Annotated in this window: 11 protein-coding genes; 6 read left to right on the top strand and 5 right to left on the bottom strand. The window is 62.4% G+C overall.

Annotated elements, in window-relative coordinates:
- Positions 1 to 8: 8 nt before the first annotated feature.
- Entirely contained in the window at positions 9 to 2,378 is a 2,370-nt protein-coding gene (locus AC07RO_RS21515) for a DNA polymerase II (protein WP_495087025.1), read from the bottom strand.
- Positions 2,379 to 2,604: 226 nt separating this feature from the next.
- Here AC07RO_RS21515 and AC07RO_RS21510 point away from each other — a divergent pair, with 226 nt between their 5' ends.
- Positions 2,605 to 3,858 carry a M20/M25/M40 family metallo-hydrolase gene (locus AC07RO_RS21510; RefSeq protein WP_495087024.1) on the top strand — a complete coding sequence of 418 codons (1,254 nt, stop codon included), beginning with the start codon at positions 2,605 to 2,607 and terminating at the stop codon, positions 3,856 to 3,858.
- Positions 3,859 to 4,354: 496 nt separating this feature from the next.
- Here the strand turns inward: AC07RO_RS21510 and AC07RO_RS21505 are convergent, their stop codons facing one another.
- A complete protein-coding gene (locus tag AC07RO_RS21505) occupies positions 4,355 to 5,536 on the bottom strand; it encodes an aspartate aminotransferase family protein (RefSeq protein ID WP_495087023.1) in 1,182 nt (393 codons plus the stop codon).
- A gap of 100 nt (positions 5,537 to 5,636) precedes the next feature.
- On the opposite strand from AC07RO_RS21505, the gene AC07RO_RS21500 reads away from it, so the two are divergent.
- The 3 genes from AC07RO_RS21500 (at position 5,637) to AC07RO_RS21490 (ending at position 8,784) form a co-directional block, all read left to right on the top strand.
- On the top strand, positions 5,637 to 6,539 hold the full coding sequence (locus tag AC07RO_RS21500; protein WP_495087022.1) for a LysR family transcriptional regulator: 903 nt from the start codon (positions 5,637 to 5,639) through the stop codon (positions 6,537 to 6,539).
- Between the two features lie 132 nt (positions 6,540 to 6,671).
- On the top strand, positions 6,672 to 7,688 hold the full coding sequence (locus AC07RO_RS21495) for a zinc-dependent alcohol dehydrogenase family protein (protein ID WP_495087021.1): 1,017 nt from the start codon (positions 6,672 to 6,674) through the stop codon (positions 7,686 to 7,688).
- Positions 7,689 to 7,845: 157 nt separating this feature from the next.
- On the top strand, positions 7,846 to 8,784 hold the full coding sequence (locus tag AC07RO_RS21490) for a PI-PLC domain-containing protein (RefSeq protein WP_192172187.1): 939 nt from the start codon (positions 7,846 to 7,848) through the stop codon (positions 8,782 to 8,784).
- Here AC07RO_RS21490 and AC07RO_RS21485 read toward each other — a convergent pair.
- The 3 genes from AC07RO_RS21485 to AC07RO_RS21475 form a co-directional block, all read right to left on the bottom strand.
- Positions 8,771 to 9,088, bottom strand: a complete 318-nt coding sequence (locus AC07RO_RS21485; protein ID WP_282370964.1) for a class I SAM-dependent methyltransferase — start codon at positions 9,086 to 9,088, stop codon at positions 8,771 to 8,773. The genes AC07RO_RS21490 and AC07RO_RS21485 overlap by 14 nt on opposite strands.
- A 284-nt stretch (positions 9,089 to 9,372) precedes the next feature.
- Positions 9,373 to 9,810: a DoxX family protein gene (locus AC07RO_RS21480; protein WP_192172189.1), complete on the bottom strand. Its 438-nt coding sequence runs from the start codon at positions 9,808 to 9,810 to the stop codon at positions 9,373 to 9,375.
- A gap of 102 nt (positions 9,811 to 9,912) precedes the next feature.
- Positions 9,913 to 11,316, bottom strand: a complete 1,404-nt coding sequence (locus AC07RO_RS21475) for an MltF family protein (protein ID WP_495087020.1) — start codon at positions 11,314 to 11,316, stop codon at positions 9,913 to 9,915.
- Positions 11,317 to 11,513: 197 nt separating this feature from the next.
- On the opposite strand from AC07RO_RS21475, the gene AC07RO_RS21470 reads away from it, so the two are divergent.
- A complete protein-coding gene (locus AC07RO_RS21470; protein ID WP_495087019.1) occupies positions 11,514 to 12,338 on the top strand; it encodes a TatD family hydrolase in 825 nt (274 codons plus the stop codon).
- Between the two features lie 159 nt (positions 12,339 to 12,497).
- Positions 12,498 to 13,982: a methyl-accepting chemotaxis protein gene (locus AC07RO_RS21465; RefSeq protein ID WP_495087018.1), complete on the top strand. Its 1,485-nt coding sequence runs from the start codon at positions 12,498 to 12,500 to the stop codon at positions 13,980 to 13,982.
- Positions 13,983 to 14,028: the final 46 nt, after the last annotated feature.

The raw sequence follows: 14,028 nt of genomic DNA, 5'->3' as shown, positions 1-14,028 counted from the left end.
AATGCGGATCAAAAGTCGAAGCTGAACTGATCCTGGGAACTGAGATCGATGGTCCGCGAGATCACGAACGGCAGGATCGCGTCGGCAATCGGCTGCAGCTGTTTGCTGATGTAGTGGTCGTAGTCGATGGCCGCCGTCCGCACTTCCAGCGGCTCGGGTCCGGCGACCGTGATCACGTAGCTGATCCAGCCGCCATTCTGGTACTGCAACGGCCGACCCTGCTGGCGGTTGTACTCATCGGCCAGCCGCGCGGCGCGCACATGGGGCGGCACGTTGCGTTCGTAATCGTCGAGGGCCCGGCGCAGGCGCTTGCGATAGACAAGTTGGCCGTCGAGTTCCCCAGCCAGGGTTCGGCCCACGTACTCCCGAATGTATTCCTGAAACGGCTGACGCTGGAAAATCCGCAGGTACAGCTCCTGCTGGAACGTGCGGGCCAGCGGCGACCAGTCGGTGCGCACCACCTCCAGCCCCTTGTAGACCATTTCGTCTTTGCCATCGGCGCGGGTCACCAAACCTGCATAACGCTTCTTGCTGCCCTCCTCCGCGCCGCGAATGGTCGGCATCAGGAAGCGCTTGAAGTGGGTTTCGAATTGCAGCTCGAGCGCACTCTCCAGCCCGTATTCCTCTTTCACATGAGCGCGCCACCAGTCGTTGACCTGCTTGACCAGCGCGGTGCCGATCTGCGCGGCATCGTCCTGCTCATGGGCTTTTTTCAGCCAGACGAACGTCGAGTCGGTATCGCCGTAGATCACCTCGTAGCCCTGGGCTTCGATCAGCAGCCGGGTCTGGTGCATGATCTTGTGCCCGCGCAGGGTGATCGACGATGCCAGCCGCGTGTCGAAGAACCGGCAGCCGCTGGAACCGAGCACGCCGTAAAAGGCGTTCATGATGATTTTCAGCGCTTGGGACAGCGGCGCATTACGCTCGCGTTTGGCCACCTCGCGCCCTTCGGCCACCCGCGAAACGATGGCCGGCAGACAATGCCGGGTTCGGGAAAAACGCGCGCCACGAAAGCCTTCCACCGACTCGCTGTCGTCGGGGTGCTTGAGGCCTTCGATCAAGCCTACGGGGTCAATCAGAAAGGTGCGGATGATCGACGGATACAGGCTCTTGTAATCGAGCACCAACACCGATTCGTACAGCCCGGGACGCGAATCCATGACGAAACCGCCGGGGCTGGCTTCCGGCATGCGCTCGCCCAGGTTCGGCGCGACGAAGCCCTGGCGGTGCATCAGCGGAATGTACAAATGCTCGAACGCGGCCACCGAGCCGCCGCTTCGATCCACCGGCAGGCCGGTCACCGTGGCGCGTTCGAGGAGGAAAGTGAGCAGCTCGGTCTTGGCGAAAATCTGCGTGACCAGCTCGCAGTCCTTGAGGTTGTAACGCGCCAGCGCCGGCTTGTCCTCGGCGAACATGCGGTTGATCTCGTCCATGCGCTGATACGGATTGTCGATGGCCTTGCCTTCGCCCAGCAGCGTCTGCGACACGTTTTCCAGACTGAACGACGGAAAGCTCCAGGTCGCCGAACGCAGCGCCTCGATGCCATCGATGATCAGCCGCCCGGCCGCCGCCGCGAAGAAGTGATTGTTGCGCGCGCCGTGTTCGCGCCAGGTCATCACCTCGCCGCCGCGCCCGAGACGCAGCGGCACATTCAAGCGCCGCGCGTGCTCGTGCAGCACGCGCAAATCGAACTGCACGACGTTCCAGCCGATGATCCCGTCGGGGTCATGGCGGGCCATCCATTCGTTGAGTTTCTCCAGCAGCGCAACGCGGGTGTCGCAGTATTCGAGCTTGAAATTCACCTGGGCGTCATCGCCATTGGCCGGGCCGAGCATGTACACCTGACGCTCGCCGCAGCCGTGCAGGCCGATGCAATACAGCTCGCCGCGCTCGGTGGTTTCGATGTCCAGCGAGACCAGTTTCAGGGTCGGTCGGTACCGTGGATCGGGCCTGAGTTGCGCGTCCAGCAACAGGCCGTTGGCGTCCGGCCGCCCGCTGAACTGCACCGGCGCGGTGATGAAACGCTCCATCAGGTAGCGCTCGGGCGGACGGATATCGGCTTCGTAGACATCGACGCTGGCCTTGCGAAGATCGCTTTCCAGGTTCATCAACTGGCGATGCTGACGCGTATACAGCCCCATCACCGGGCGATGGCGGAAATCAGACAGCTCCAGTGGCTTGAGCTCGACATGGCGCTCGTTGCGCAACACGGCTTCAGCACGCTCGCGGTGCTGCTCCGGGATAAACGCGACGGAGGTCTGGTACGGCAGGCGCACCTGGCGCGGCCCCTCGTCGGTGGCCAGCCAGAATTCCACTTCGGTGCCGGCGTCCGTGTCGCGCCAATGCCGGGTCAGGACGAAGCCCTGCTGTAAATCCACCGCTGCAACCTCGTCGCGTTTTATTTCAGACGGGGATTCTACGGTGAATGATGTAGGAAAGCGCGGCGGCTGCGGAAAAGCACCATGCCCGGCCGATGACCTGTCAGCCAGCAGCGGCTCTCCCGGAAAATCCGCCCCACGGTCAGTGCCTGACGACCTATGCTGCGGGAACGATGTGGGTCCCATGGACATCACAACAACTCGACCATCATCTGAGGGATCCAGCATGCACGTTCGACGTACCGCCCTGACGACTTCCATCCTCGCCGCGCTGTTAAGCGGCGGCGCTTTTTTTGCTGGCTGCGCCTATGCCGCCGATGTCTCCCCCGAGCAGTTATTGAAGAAGGCCGAGGCCGAGCAAAAACCTTATCTGACCACCGTCAAGCAACTGGTCGACATCGACACCGGAACGGGTCAGGCACCCGGCCTGAAAATGGTCAGTGCGGTGCTGGTCGAACGGCTAAAGGCCTTAGGCGCAACAGTGGAAACCACGCCGGCGACGCCCTCGGCGGGCGATAACATCGTCGGCACCCTCAAGGGCACGGGCAGCAAATCCTTTCTGCTGATGATCCACTACGACACCGTGTTCGGTCCGGGTACCGCCGCCAAGCGGCCTTTCCGCGTCGATGGCGATCACGCCTACGGACCCGGCGTGGCCGATGCCAAAGGTGGCGTGGCCATGGTGCTGCATACCCTGAAGCTGCTGGAAGACCAGAAGTTCAAGGACTTTGGCACGATCACCGTGCTGTTCAACCCTGACGAGGAAACGGGGTCCGCCGGCTCGAAAACCCTCATCGCCGAGCTGGCCCGCAAGCACGACTACGTGTTCTCGTTCGAGCCACCGGACAAGGACGCCGTGACGGTCGCCACCAACGGCATCAACGGCGTGTTCGTCGACGTCAAAGGCAAATCCTCCCACGCCGGCTCCGCCCCGGAAGCCGGGCGCAATGCGGCCATGGAACTGGCCCATCAACTGGTGCAGCTCAAGGACCTGGGCGAACCGGCCAAGGGCACTACGGTCAACTGGACCCTGATCAAAGGCGGCGAGAAGCGCAACATTATCCCGTCGAGCGCCGCGGCTGAGGGCGACATGCGCTATTCAGACCTGAGCGAATCCGACCGCGTGCTGGCCGACGGACAGCGCATCGTGCAAGGCAAAATGATCGACGGCACCGACGTCACCTTCCGCCTCGAAAAAGGCCGCCCCCCACTGGCAAAAAACCCCGCAACCGACGCCCTCGCCAAAACCGCCCAGGCGATCTACGCCAAAACCGGCCGCGCCCTCGAACCCATCGCCATGCGCTTCGGCACCGACGCCGGCTACGCCTACGTCCCCGACAGCCAAAAACCCGCCGTCCTCGAAACCATGGGCGTCGTCGGCGCCGGCCTCCACGCCGACGACGAATACATGGACCTCACCAGCATCGCCCCGAGGCTCTACCTGACGGCGGCGATGATCATGGAATTGTCCGGGAAATAAGGCGGGGCGCTTTTTAGAGCTTGTCGATAGATCGCGACTTTGTTGCCCTTCGGGCCTTTCGCGAGCAAGCTCGCTCCCACATTTGCTTAAACGTGCCATGGCCTGATAGACCGAGTTGCCAGCTTTTGGGTTGCGTCGAAAATTGGGCGTGGCTACATAAGACGGGCTTTGATTTTCGCCTTTGATCATCATTACGACGCAAAAAGTCCAGTCACCACCAATCGCGACTTTGGTGCAGGCTGAACGCAGACGACGCGGAGTGGGCCGAGCCGCATGGATGCGGCGAGAGCGCCGTCAGGACATGGATGTCCGTTCGGCGCGGGCCCACGGAGCGTCGTCGAAGTGAGGGTATTCCGACGAAGGAGGAACCCAACCAGGAGCAAGCACCCTTGGTTACTTGGGGTGCTTTTCCAAGTAACTCGCCGACGGCGAAACGTCTGCCCCCAGGCAGACGCTCTTGATCTTAAGGTCGTTGATCTTGATCTTGATCTTGATCTTAAAAACCTGAACCGCGAAGCGCCCCTACGACGCCTGCCACAATCCGGTCCACATCGTTTGCATCAATCACCAACGGCGGCAACAGCCGAATCGTCTGCCCACGCGTCACATTGATCAACACCCCATACTCCTGCGCCGCCACCAGACACACATCCCGAATCGGCCGCCTCAACTCAATCCCGATCATCAACCCCATCCCCCGCACCTGCGCCACATCAGCGTGCCCCGCCAGCACAGCGCGCAGGCCCGCCAACAACCGCTCCCCCTGCACCGCCGCATTGAGCAAAAGCCCCTCATCCTCAACGATATCCAGCACCGTACAACCCACCCGACACGCCAGCGGATTACCGCCAAACGTACTGCCATGACTGCCCGGCGTGAACAGCCGCGCCACCGCCGCCGTCGCCAGACACGCACCAATGGGAATGCCATTGCCCAGCGCCTTCGCCAGCGTCATCACATCGGGAACGATCCCCTCATGCTCGAACGCAAACCAGCGCCCCGTCCGACCCATGCCCGTCTGGATCTCATCCACCATCATCAGCCAACCGTTTTGAGTGCAATGGTCGCGCAGTGCCTTCAGATAGCCCGGCGGTGGCAACGCCACACCGCCCTCGCCCTGAATCGGTTCGACCAGCACCGCGACGATGCGCTCGCCATACGCCAACGTCGCCTGTTTAACCGCAACGATGTCACCGAACGCCACCTTCACGAACTCACCGGACATCGGCTGATAACCCAGCCGCGCAGCGCCGTTATCGCTGGCCGACAGCGTGCCGAGGGTGCGGCCGTGAAAGGCGTTGTCCATCACCAGCACCAGCGGATGCTCGATGCCCTTGGCCCAGCCATACAAACGCGCCAGCTTGAGCGCGGTTTCGTTGGCCTCGGCGCCGGAATTGTTGAAAAACACCTGTTCCAGCCCCGACAGCCGGGTCAGACGTTGCGCCAGCTTCTGCTGCCAGTCGATGCGGTAATGGTTGGACGTGTGCAAGAGCAGCCCGGCCTGCTCGCTGATCGCGGCGACAACCTTTGGGTGGCTGTGGCCGACGTTGGTCACCGCAACACCCGCGACGGCGTCCAGGTACAGACGGCCGCTGTCATCCCACAGCCGCGCGCCTTCGCCGCGGATGAAGCTCAACGGCATGGGTTTGTAGGTGTTCATCAGGCAGGCGGCGGTCATGTCGGTGGCTCCATCACGGGGTAAGTGAGGCCAGTATCGTTAGCCCGTTCTGATGTATAAAGACCGCCATCCTTCAGTGACTTTAAAGCAGGGCTTGATAATGGATGTATTTCTGGCGATGACGGTCTTCGTCGAAGTGGTGGAAGGCGGCAGCATGACCGCGGCCGCGCGCCAGTGCGAAATGTCGACGACCATGGTCGGCAATCACCTGAAAGCACTGGAGCAGCGCCTCGGGGTGAGCCTGTTGCAGCGCACCACGCGCCGGCAGAGCCTGACCGAGTTTGGCCTCGAATACTACCGACGTTGCGTCGAAGTACTGGGGCTGGTGAATGATTCCGAGCGCATGGCCGAACAGGCCCAGACCGAGCCCAGCGGCACCTTGCGCGTCACCGCCCCGCCAGCCTTCGGCGCCGAACGCCTGGCGCCGTTGCTCAGCGATTTCGTCCAGCGCTACCCGGAGATCAAGGTGGAGGTGGTGCTCAGCAATCAGACGATGGACCTGATCGAGCACGGTTTCGACGCCGCCATCCGCCTCGGCACCCCGGAATCTTCGGCCCTGATTGCCCGCCCCCTGCAGGACTACACCCTGACCATCTGCGCGGCGCCTGCCTATTTGAAGCGTCGGGGTACACCGAAAACCGCCGATGACCTGCGCGACCACGACTGCCTGGCGTTCGCCTACCCCGCCGGCGATGACTGGCGTGCCGCCGACAAATTATGGCGCCTGACCGGGCCCGACGGCGTGATGGAGGTGCCGGTGTCGGGCTCGATGATCGTCAACAGCACCCCGGCGCTGCGCCAGGCCGTGCTCGCCGGGATGGGCGTGTCGATGCTGCCCGACGTGCTGATCAGCGAGGACATCGCCAGCGGAAAGCTCGTGCCACTGCTGCAGGACTATCAACCGCCCAGCCGTACGCTGTGGCTGATGTACCCCCAGGACCGCTATCGCCTGCCCAAGGTGCGGCAGTTCGTCGAACATGCTTTACGGGCCTGGGGCAAATAACCGCTCACGGCAGCGAAGTCGTCAACGCGAATTGATAGCAGGCATGTCGGGTATCGACCGACAGAAATAGTGCCCCGTGGCCCCCATCGATACAGTCGTTGCAACACTCAACGACAGGCATCGAGGTCGACAATGTCACGCGCCATCAAATTTCATCGCTTCGGCAAAGCCGATGTGCTCAGTTGCGAGGAGCAGCCTGACCGGTCCCCCGGCCCACAGGAAGTGCTGGTTCGTGCCGAAGCCATCGGCATCAGCTGGGACGACGTGTTGTGGCGGCAGAACCTGTCACTGGCACCGGTGCAACTGCCAGCGGGTCTGGGCAGTGAAATGGCCGGCGTCGTCGAAGCCGTGGGCGCTGGCGTGACCGACTTGAAGGTGGGCGACAAGGTGGCGAGCTTCAAAGCCATGAGCGCCAACCAGTACCCGGTGTGTGGCGACCACGTGATGGTCCCGCGCAATGCGCTGACCCTTTACCCCGACGCACTGACGCCCGTGGAAGCCAGCGTTCACTACACGCCGATGCTGCTGGCCTGGTTTGCCTTCGTCGAGCTTGCCAACGTGCAACCGGGCCAGACCGTGCTCGTCACCGACGCGCAGTACAGCCCCGGCATTGCCTTCGTGCAGTTGGGCAAGGCGTTGGGCCTGCGGGTGATCGCGGCGACGCCCCATGGGCAAGACCGTGAATACCTGCTGGCGAACGGCGCCGATCGGGTGATCGTCACCGACGAGGACGACATCGGCCTGCGCATCGAGTCGCTGACCCAAGGCCATGGCATCGAAGCGGTGTTCGACGGACTGGGCGGCATGCAGATGTCGACGCTCGGTGACGTGCTGGCGCCCCGCGGCAGCCTGGTGCTGTACGGCCTGCGCGGTGGCAACAAAACGCCTTTCCCGGCGCAGCAGGCATTCCGCAAGAACATGCGCTTCCACGTGCATTGCCTGGAAAACTTCACCGGCAAACCGGAGCTGGGCATCGAGCAGAATGGCCCCGCACTGCAGCGGGCACTGGACGCTATCAACGATCTGACGGCCAAGAGTCTGCTCAAGCCGGACATCCACCGCACCTGGCCCTTCGAGCAGTTCGGCAAGGCGCACAACCACCTCGACGAGCATCCCGTGCGCGGTCGCGTGGTGCTGAAAGTCAGATGAGCGCAGGCCGCCATTCACATGGGGTAACAGACCTGAAGAACTGCCTTGGTTGACGTCGGTGACGCGGCGGCCACACTCCAGAAAAGGACTTTCCGAGCGAATGACCGCTCACCCCGCTCCGCCCTCGGAGCCTCACCACACGTCAAGGAATGACTGTATGCCCCTTAACCCACCGGCTTCACCCCGTCCGCCCCATCTCGACTGGATGGCGCACATCCCCGAACTCGCGCAGTTGCGCATTGACCAACTCATCCTCCCCGGCGCCCACAACGCCGGCAGCGACAAGCTGTCACCCAACTTCGCCGTCCCCCAGGAGATGGCCCAGGACGTCGCGCCCCTGGAGCAATTGCGCCAGGGGGTGCGCGCGCTGGATTTGCGCGTGGCGTTTTATTCGAAGTATGAAAAGGGTGACCCGCGGCGTTTTCAGCTGTTCCACCTGACCTCGTCAGGGCGCACGGTCGCCGGAGACATTCTGGCGTGCGTCCATGCATTTTTTGAAGAACTGGAACAGAACGGCTCCCCGGCGCGTGAAATCGTCATTCTGGATTTCCATCAGTTCAAGGATTTCACTGAACTGACCCACAGGGAATTTCAGAACCTGCTAACCAAAACCCTTGGCCCGAGGGCTGTGCCACGGCAGCTGAGCAGGCTGACGCTGGAAGGCATCTGGCGTGATCATCCGGGCAAAAACGTCGTGCTTGCCTATAACCGGCGCTCCGGCGACGAGCTGTTGTGGGACGGGGTCAAGCAGCGCTGGCCGGGAGAAAACCTGTTCAACACCAACACCCTGAAGGCGTTCGTCAACGAAGTGGCAGTGGAAAACAAACCCGAGTTCAGCCTGACCGCCATCCAGTGCGCCAAGTATTCATTGCCGCTGCACGCGCCCAGTGACTTGAGCGGGAAGATCGATCAGTGGTTCGAGTCGACGGACGAGAACAGCTTCATCCAGAATTTCTACATCATCAACACCGACTGGACCCTGCGCAGCGCGCTGGTCGCCCATTGCCGTCACGCCAATGGTATGCGTGCCCGCTTCAACCTGCGCCATCCCGATCAGCCGTTGCAACCCAGGCGGCGAGCCGTCAGCAGCGCGTGATCAAACCCTGTCGGGCGACGCGGATCAGTTGGTGAATCACCGCTTCCGCGCGCTCGGCAGCGGGCGCCTGAATCACGGCCAAGTCGAACTGATCGTTGCTGAAGCGCTCAAGGGCATCGTCGGTTTCGATGAATTGAATGAGGAAAGCGTGCGGGCCGCCCTGGCGACGCGGCCAGCCGTCCAGGTAACGCAGCAACGTCGGCTGATGGGCGCCGCCCAGAAGGATTTGTGGATTACGACGATTGAACTGGCTGGCGATGGGGGCCAGACGAACGAGGGGACGCGGGTGGGAATGACTGCTCATAGTGTCGTTTTCTCTGCCTCATTGATCCGCTGGGCAGCGGTGAGAGGCAACACCGAACCAGCGCTTTAGCGGAATTTCGATGACGAATGACCGTCACCCGGCGCCCCGCAAGTAGCTGTTTAAATCGGCGCATGAACGGCATCCTAGAGAAGCGCTGTAGGCATTGTCAATCGACGGATACCGTCGCGCTCCTGTCTAACCGGACGCAAAAAAATCCCGACGCTCTGAGAGGCCGGGATTTTTGTTTGCTAACAATGTGGCTGCTACGGATTTGAACGGGTGAATCAGCGACGCGCGATCAATCGGTCGACGGACAGGCGACCCGCGCCTTCGAACAGCACCGCCACCGCAGCGGCGATCAGCGCCAGTCCGAACTCATAACCGTTGTTGGCCATGAACAAGCCGTTGTGGATGTGCACCGAGAGAATCGCCACCACCAGCATCACGATCACCACCAGCGCTGCAGGCCGTGCCAGCAAGCCAAGGAACAGCGCCAGACCGCCGAAGAATTCCGCGCTGCCGGACATCAACGCCATCAGGTAGCCAGGGTTCAGGCCCAGGCTCGCCATGTACTGGCCAGTGCCTTCCAGGCCATAGCCGCCGAACATACCGAACAGTTTCTGGCTGCCGTGGGCCATTAGGATGATGCCGATGAGAATCCGCAGGCCGGTGATGCCGAAACCGGCATGGGTGTTGAAGATCGATTTAAGTTGAGCATTCATGGCGGTTAATTCCGTTTGAGTTGAGAATGGCGCCATCTTAATCGGTTCTATAAATATGAAAATCGCAAAATACGCGTCATACGTATCGAATCATTGGATCTGTCACCGTGCCTCAGGACGTTCCAATGAACTGCGGGCCTGGTCGAACGCCAGGTAGTACTTGTTGACGCTGTTCACGTAGCTCACGACGTTCTTGCCGCCCTGCTCCATGGCCACGCGCTCGACCTGAAAAAACCACTGGTTCGGGTTGAGCCCCTGGCGCTTCGCCTCCGCTCGCATGGCCTGCACGCGCTCCGGGCCGAGGTTGTAGGCGGCCAGGGTAAACGCCATGCGCTCACGCTCGTTGATTTTCGGGCTGGCGAAAAACTTGCGCCGCAGCAGCGCCATGTATTTGCTCGCCGCCTGCACGTTACCGTCGAGGTCGTGAATGTTGTCGACGCCGACGCGCTGGGCGGCCGACGGGGTGATCTGCAGCAGACCGGTGGCGCCGCTGCCACCCTTGGCGACCGGGTTGAGCGCCGACTCCTTGAAGGCCACGGCGGCGAGGTCGAGCCAGTCCATCTTCTGTTTGTCGGCGTGCAATTGTAGCGTGGGACGCAGTTTCTCCAGGCGCTGACGGTCTTCGCGCGCCAGCGGATTGTGGATCTGGTAGCGGTCCTTGTAGGCGGTCTGGAAGGCGGCGTCCTGATTCCGCGGCGGTTCGTAGGTTTGCAGGAAATGGTCGACGGCGCTGCGCAACACCACGGCGTCCTTGCGCACGAACCAGTTCATGTCCCCCGGATCGCTCAAGGCAGCAGCGCGGTCGATCCGCAGCTTCGGCATCACTTTGGCCCAGCGCTCGGCGATGGGTTGCTCGACCACGGTCAGGTGATAAACACCGGCCTGAACCATTTCCAGCACGTCTTCCACGGCCAGACTCGGGTCAACCCATTCGATCTTCACCGGTGGCAGCTTGCGCAGGGCCAGCTTCTGATTCAGCTGCAGGATGGCCTCATCGGCGGCGCTGCCGCTGGTGAGCATCAGTGTGCGGCCGGAGAGCTGTTCGGGACGCCGGAGGCCGCGCTCACCCTTGACGCCCACCACCACCAGCGGCACCTGGGCGACCACCGGTTCAGACGCGTCGACGTAACGGGCGGCGCTGGCGTCGAGGAGTTCGCCCGGCGCAACCATGTCGCCTTCGCCCCGCTGCAGCGCGGCGAGCAGCTGGTCCTTGGCTTTGGGAATGAGCTTGAGGGAGATCTTCTGACCGTCGCGGGCGTGGCTGTTGAGGTAGGTTTCGAACGCCTGCAAGCGACGGCACTCGACGCCAACGGGCTCACCCTGAACTTCGGCGGAGCTGTTGCGGCTCTGATTGACCAGCACCCGCAGGACTTTGCCGCTGCGGATCGCCGGCAGGTCGCGCACCTGACTCTTTTTGATCACCACCGGCGGGCCGGCGGGGCGCGGCGACGCGTGGCTGGGCACGGCCAGGACGCACATCAGGGAAAGCAGGGACGCTCGGATCATTGACGCTCCGATGAAAGGCCGAAAAAAACGGGCTTGAAGTCTGTGTCGCGCAGCTGAACGGCTCGTCGCGTGCATCGCGGCATGCGTCAACAAAAGCGGGATCACAGGATTGGGTATTCCAAGCAGTTGAGCCTGCTTGTTTTTTATCGCTTCAATCGCTCTGGTATTCTTCTCGGCCTCCGGCCTGAGGTAGCACCATGCAACTAATAGACATTGGCGTCAACTTGACCAACCCCAGCTTCGCCGCCCGCGAACATGAGGTGGTGGAACGCGCGTACGCCGCCGGCGTCGGCCAGTTGATCCTCACCGGCACCGACGTCGAAGGCAGCGAACAGGCCCTGGCGTTATCCCGCCAGCTCGATGAAAGCGCCCAACGTCTGTTCAGCACTGCCGGTATTCATCCGCACTCGGCAAGCGCCTGGACGGGCGAAACCGAGAGCCAGCTCAGGGCGCTGCTGCGTGAAAAGACCGTCTGCGCCGTGGGTGAATGCGGGCTGGATTTCAATCGCGACTTCTCCCCTCGCCCGCAGCAGGAAAAGGTTCTGGAAGCGCATCTGGCACTGGCCGTCGAGCTGCAATTACCGGTGTTTCTCCATGAGCGCGATGCCGACGAGCGACTGCTCGCCATTTTGCGGGACTACCGCGATCAGCTCCCGGCGGCGGTGGTGCATTGCTTCACCGGGGAAAAACGCGCGCTGTTCAACTATCTGGATCTGGACCTGCACATCGGCATCACCGGCTGGATCTGCGACGAACGCCGGGGCACGCACCTGCACCCGCTGGTCCGCGAGATTCCCCGCGGCCGGTTGATGCTGGAAAGCGACGCGCCGTATCTGCTGCCCCGCACCTTGCGGCCCAAACCAAAGAACGGCCGCAACGAACCGGCCTATCTGCCCGAGGTCCTGCGCGAAGTGGCGCTGCACCGAGGCGAAAGCCCGGACGACGTTGCGGCCCACACCACCAATTGCGCTCGGGCGTTTTTTTCGTTGCCGGCGGTGGAATCTGCCGTTCACGCATCGTAACAACAGGCTCTGCCTTGTTCCGCAGGTCAAAACGGGAGGAGCGCCGTCTGACCTGTCATCCCATAAACACCATTGATCCAGATCAACGCTTCGCGTCTTTAAAGCGCACAAAATGATGGCACCCTGCCTTATTTCGTGCACCCACAGAAGACTTCCACCATGGCCCGCTGGCTTAGCAATGTTTCGCTGAAATACAAGTTCTGGGCGGTCAACGCCGTTGCGTTTTTCACCACGCTGTTGCTGGTGCTTTACGCCCTGCAGCTGGAACAACACACCCGCGCCAACGATGCCAGAGCCGCCGCGCAGGCCGAGGCACAGTTGTTGACCGCGTGGCCCGCCGGGCAATCACTGCCAGCTGCAGCCCACCGTCTGACGTATCCAGCGGGACAGGTGCCGGTGTTCAAAGGTCAGCCCCTGCCCTCGCTGAGCCCGGTTACCGGCTGGACTGACCTGACGGGTGTTTCCGACACAGACGGTACGCCACTGATCGGCGCCTATGTCATCCAGCGCGGTGACCAACGCATCGCCGTGCTCGCCGCTGCGCCACACCTGCTGCAATGGGTGGAGGTGCGTTTCGTCCAGTACGCCGTCGCAGTGTTCATTCTGATGCTCGCCATGCTCGGCGCGTCGCAACTGCTGATCCGCTTTCTGCTGACGCACCTCAACACCCTCAAAGACGTGATGCTGCAGGTAGAAAGCAGCGGCGACCTCTCGGCGCGCGTGCCCCTGGCCGGTGAGGATGAAGTCGGGCAGATGGCCAAGGCCTTCAACGCCATGCAAGCCGGTTATCAACGCATCGTCACCACCGTTGCCCACTCCGCCGCCCGCCTGGATGCAGGCGCGGGCCAACTGGCGTCGGGCATGAGCGAGGTGCGCCAAGGCATGCTCGGCCAGCAGAGCGAGACCGATCAAGTGGCAACGGCCATCAATGAAATGACCGCCACCGTCCACCACATCGCTGAACACGCCGGTGCCACCCGTGATCAATCCCGGAACGCTGACCGGCTCGCGGGCACCGGCAAATCCGTGGTTGATCGGGTAGAGACGTCCATCGCCGGGCTGTCCAGCGGGGTGCAACAGACGGCCGGGATGATCCAGCGGCTGGCCGAGGACAGTCAGAAAATCAACGGCGTCGTGAGCGTGATTCACAGCATCGCCGAACAGACCAACCTGCTCGCCCTCAACGCCGCCATCGAAGCGGCCCGCGCTGGGGAGATGGGACGCGGCTTCGCGGTGGTGGCCGATGAGGTGCGACATCTGGCGCGCCGGGTGCAGACGTCCACCGACGAGATCACCACCATGGTCTGCACTCTGCAGGCGGGTACCCGCGATGCGGTGGATTTCATGCAGGAAAGCTCGCACAAGGCCGACGACTGCGTGCAGCGCGCGCGGGAAGCGGGTCAGGCGCTGACGGCGATCACTGAAGCAGTGGCGCAGATGCGCGAGAGCAACACTCAGATTGCGGTAGCGGCGCAACAACAGAGCCAGGTCGCCGAAGAAATGAACCGGGCCGTGGTAAGCATCCGCGACGTGACCGAGCGCACCGTCCGACAAACAGTGGACTCGGCCGGCACCAGCGATGAGCTGGCGACACTGGCCGGCGCCTTGAACACGGCCATCGGGCAGCTGAAATTACAGGGCTGATTGCCTCGCGCCCCTGCGATTGCTCAGGCACATCCTGCCTATCAGG

The sequence above is a fragment of the Pseudomonas sp. GW821-FHT07F05 genome (genome assembly GCF_059418765.1).
The sequence above is the reverse complement of the archived record's forward strand: the minus strand, read 5'-3'. Positions and strand labels throughout refer to the sequence as shown.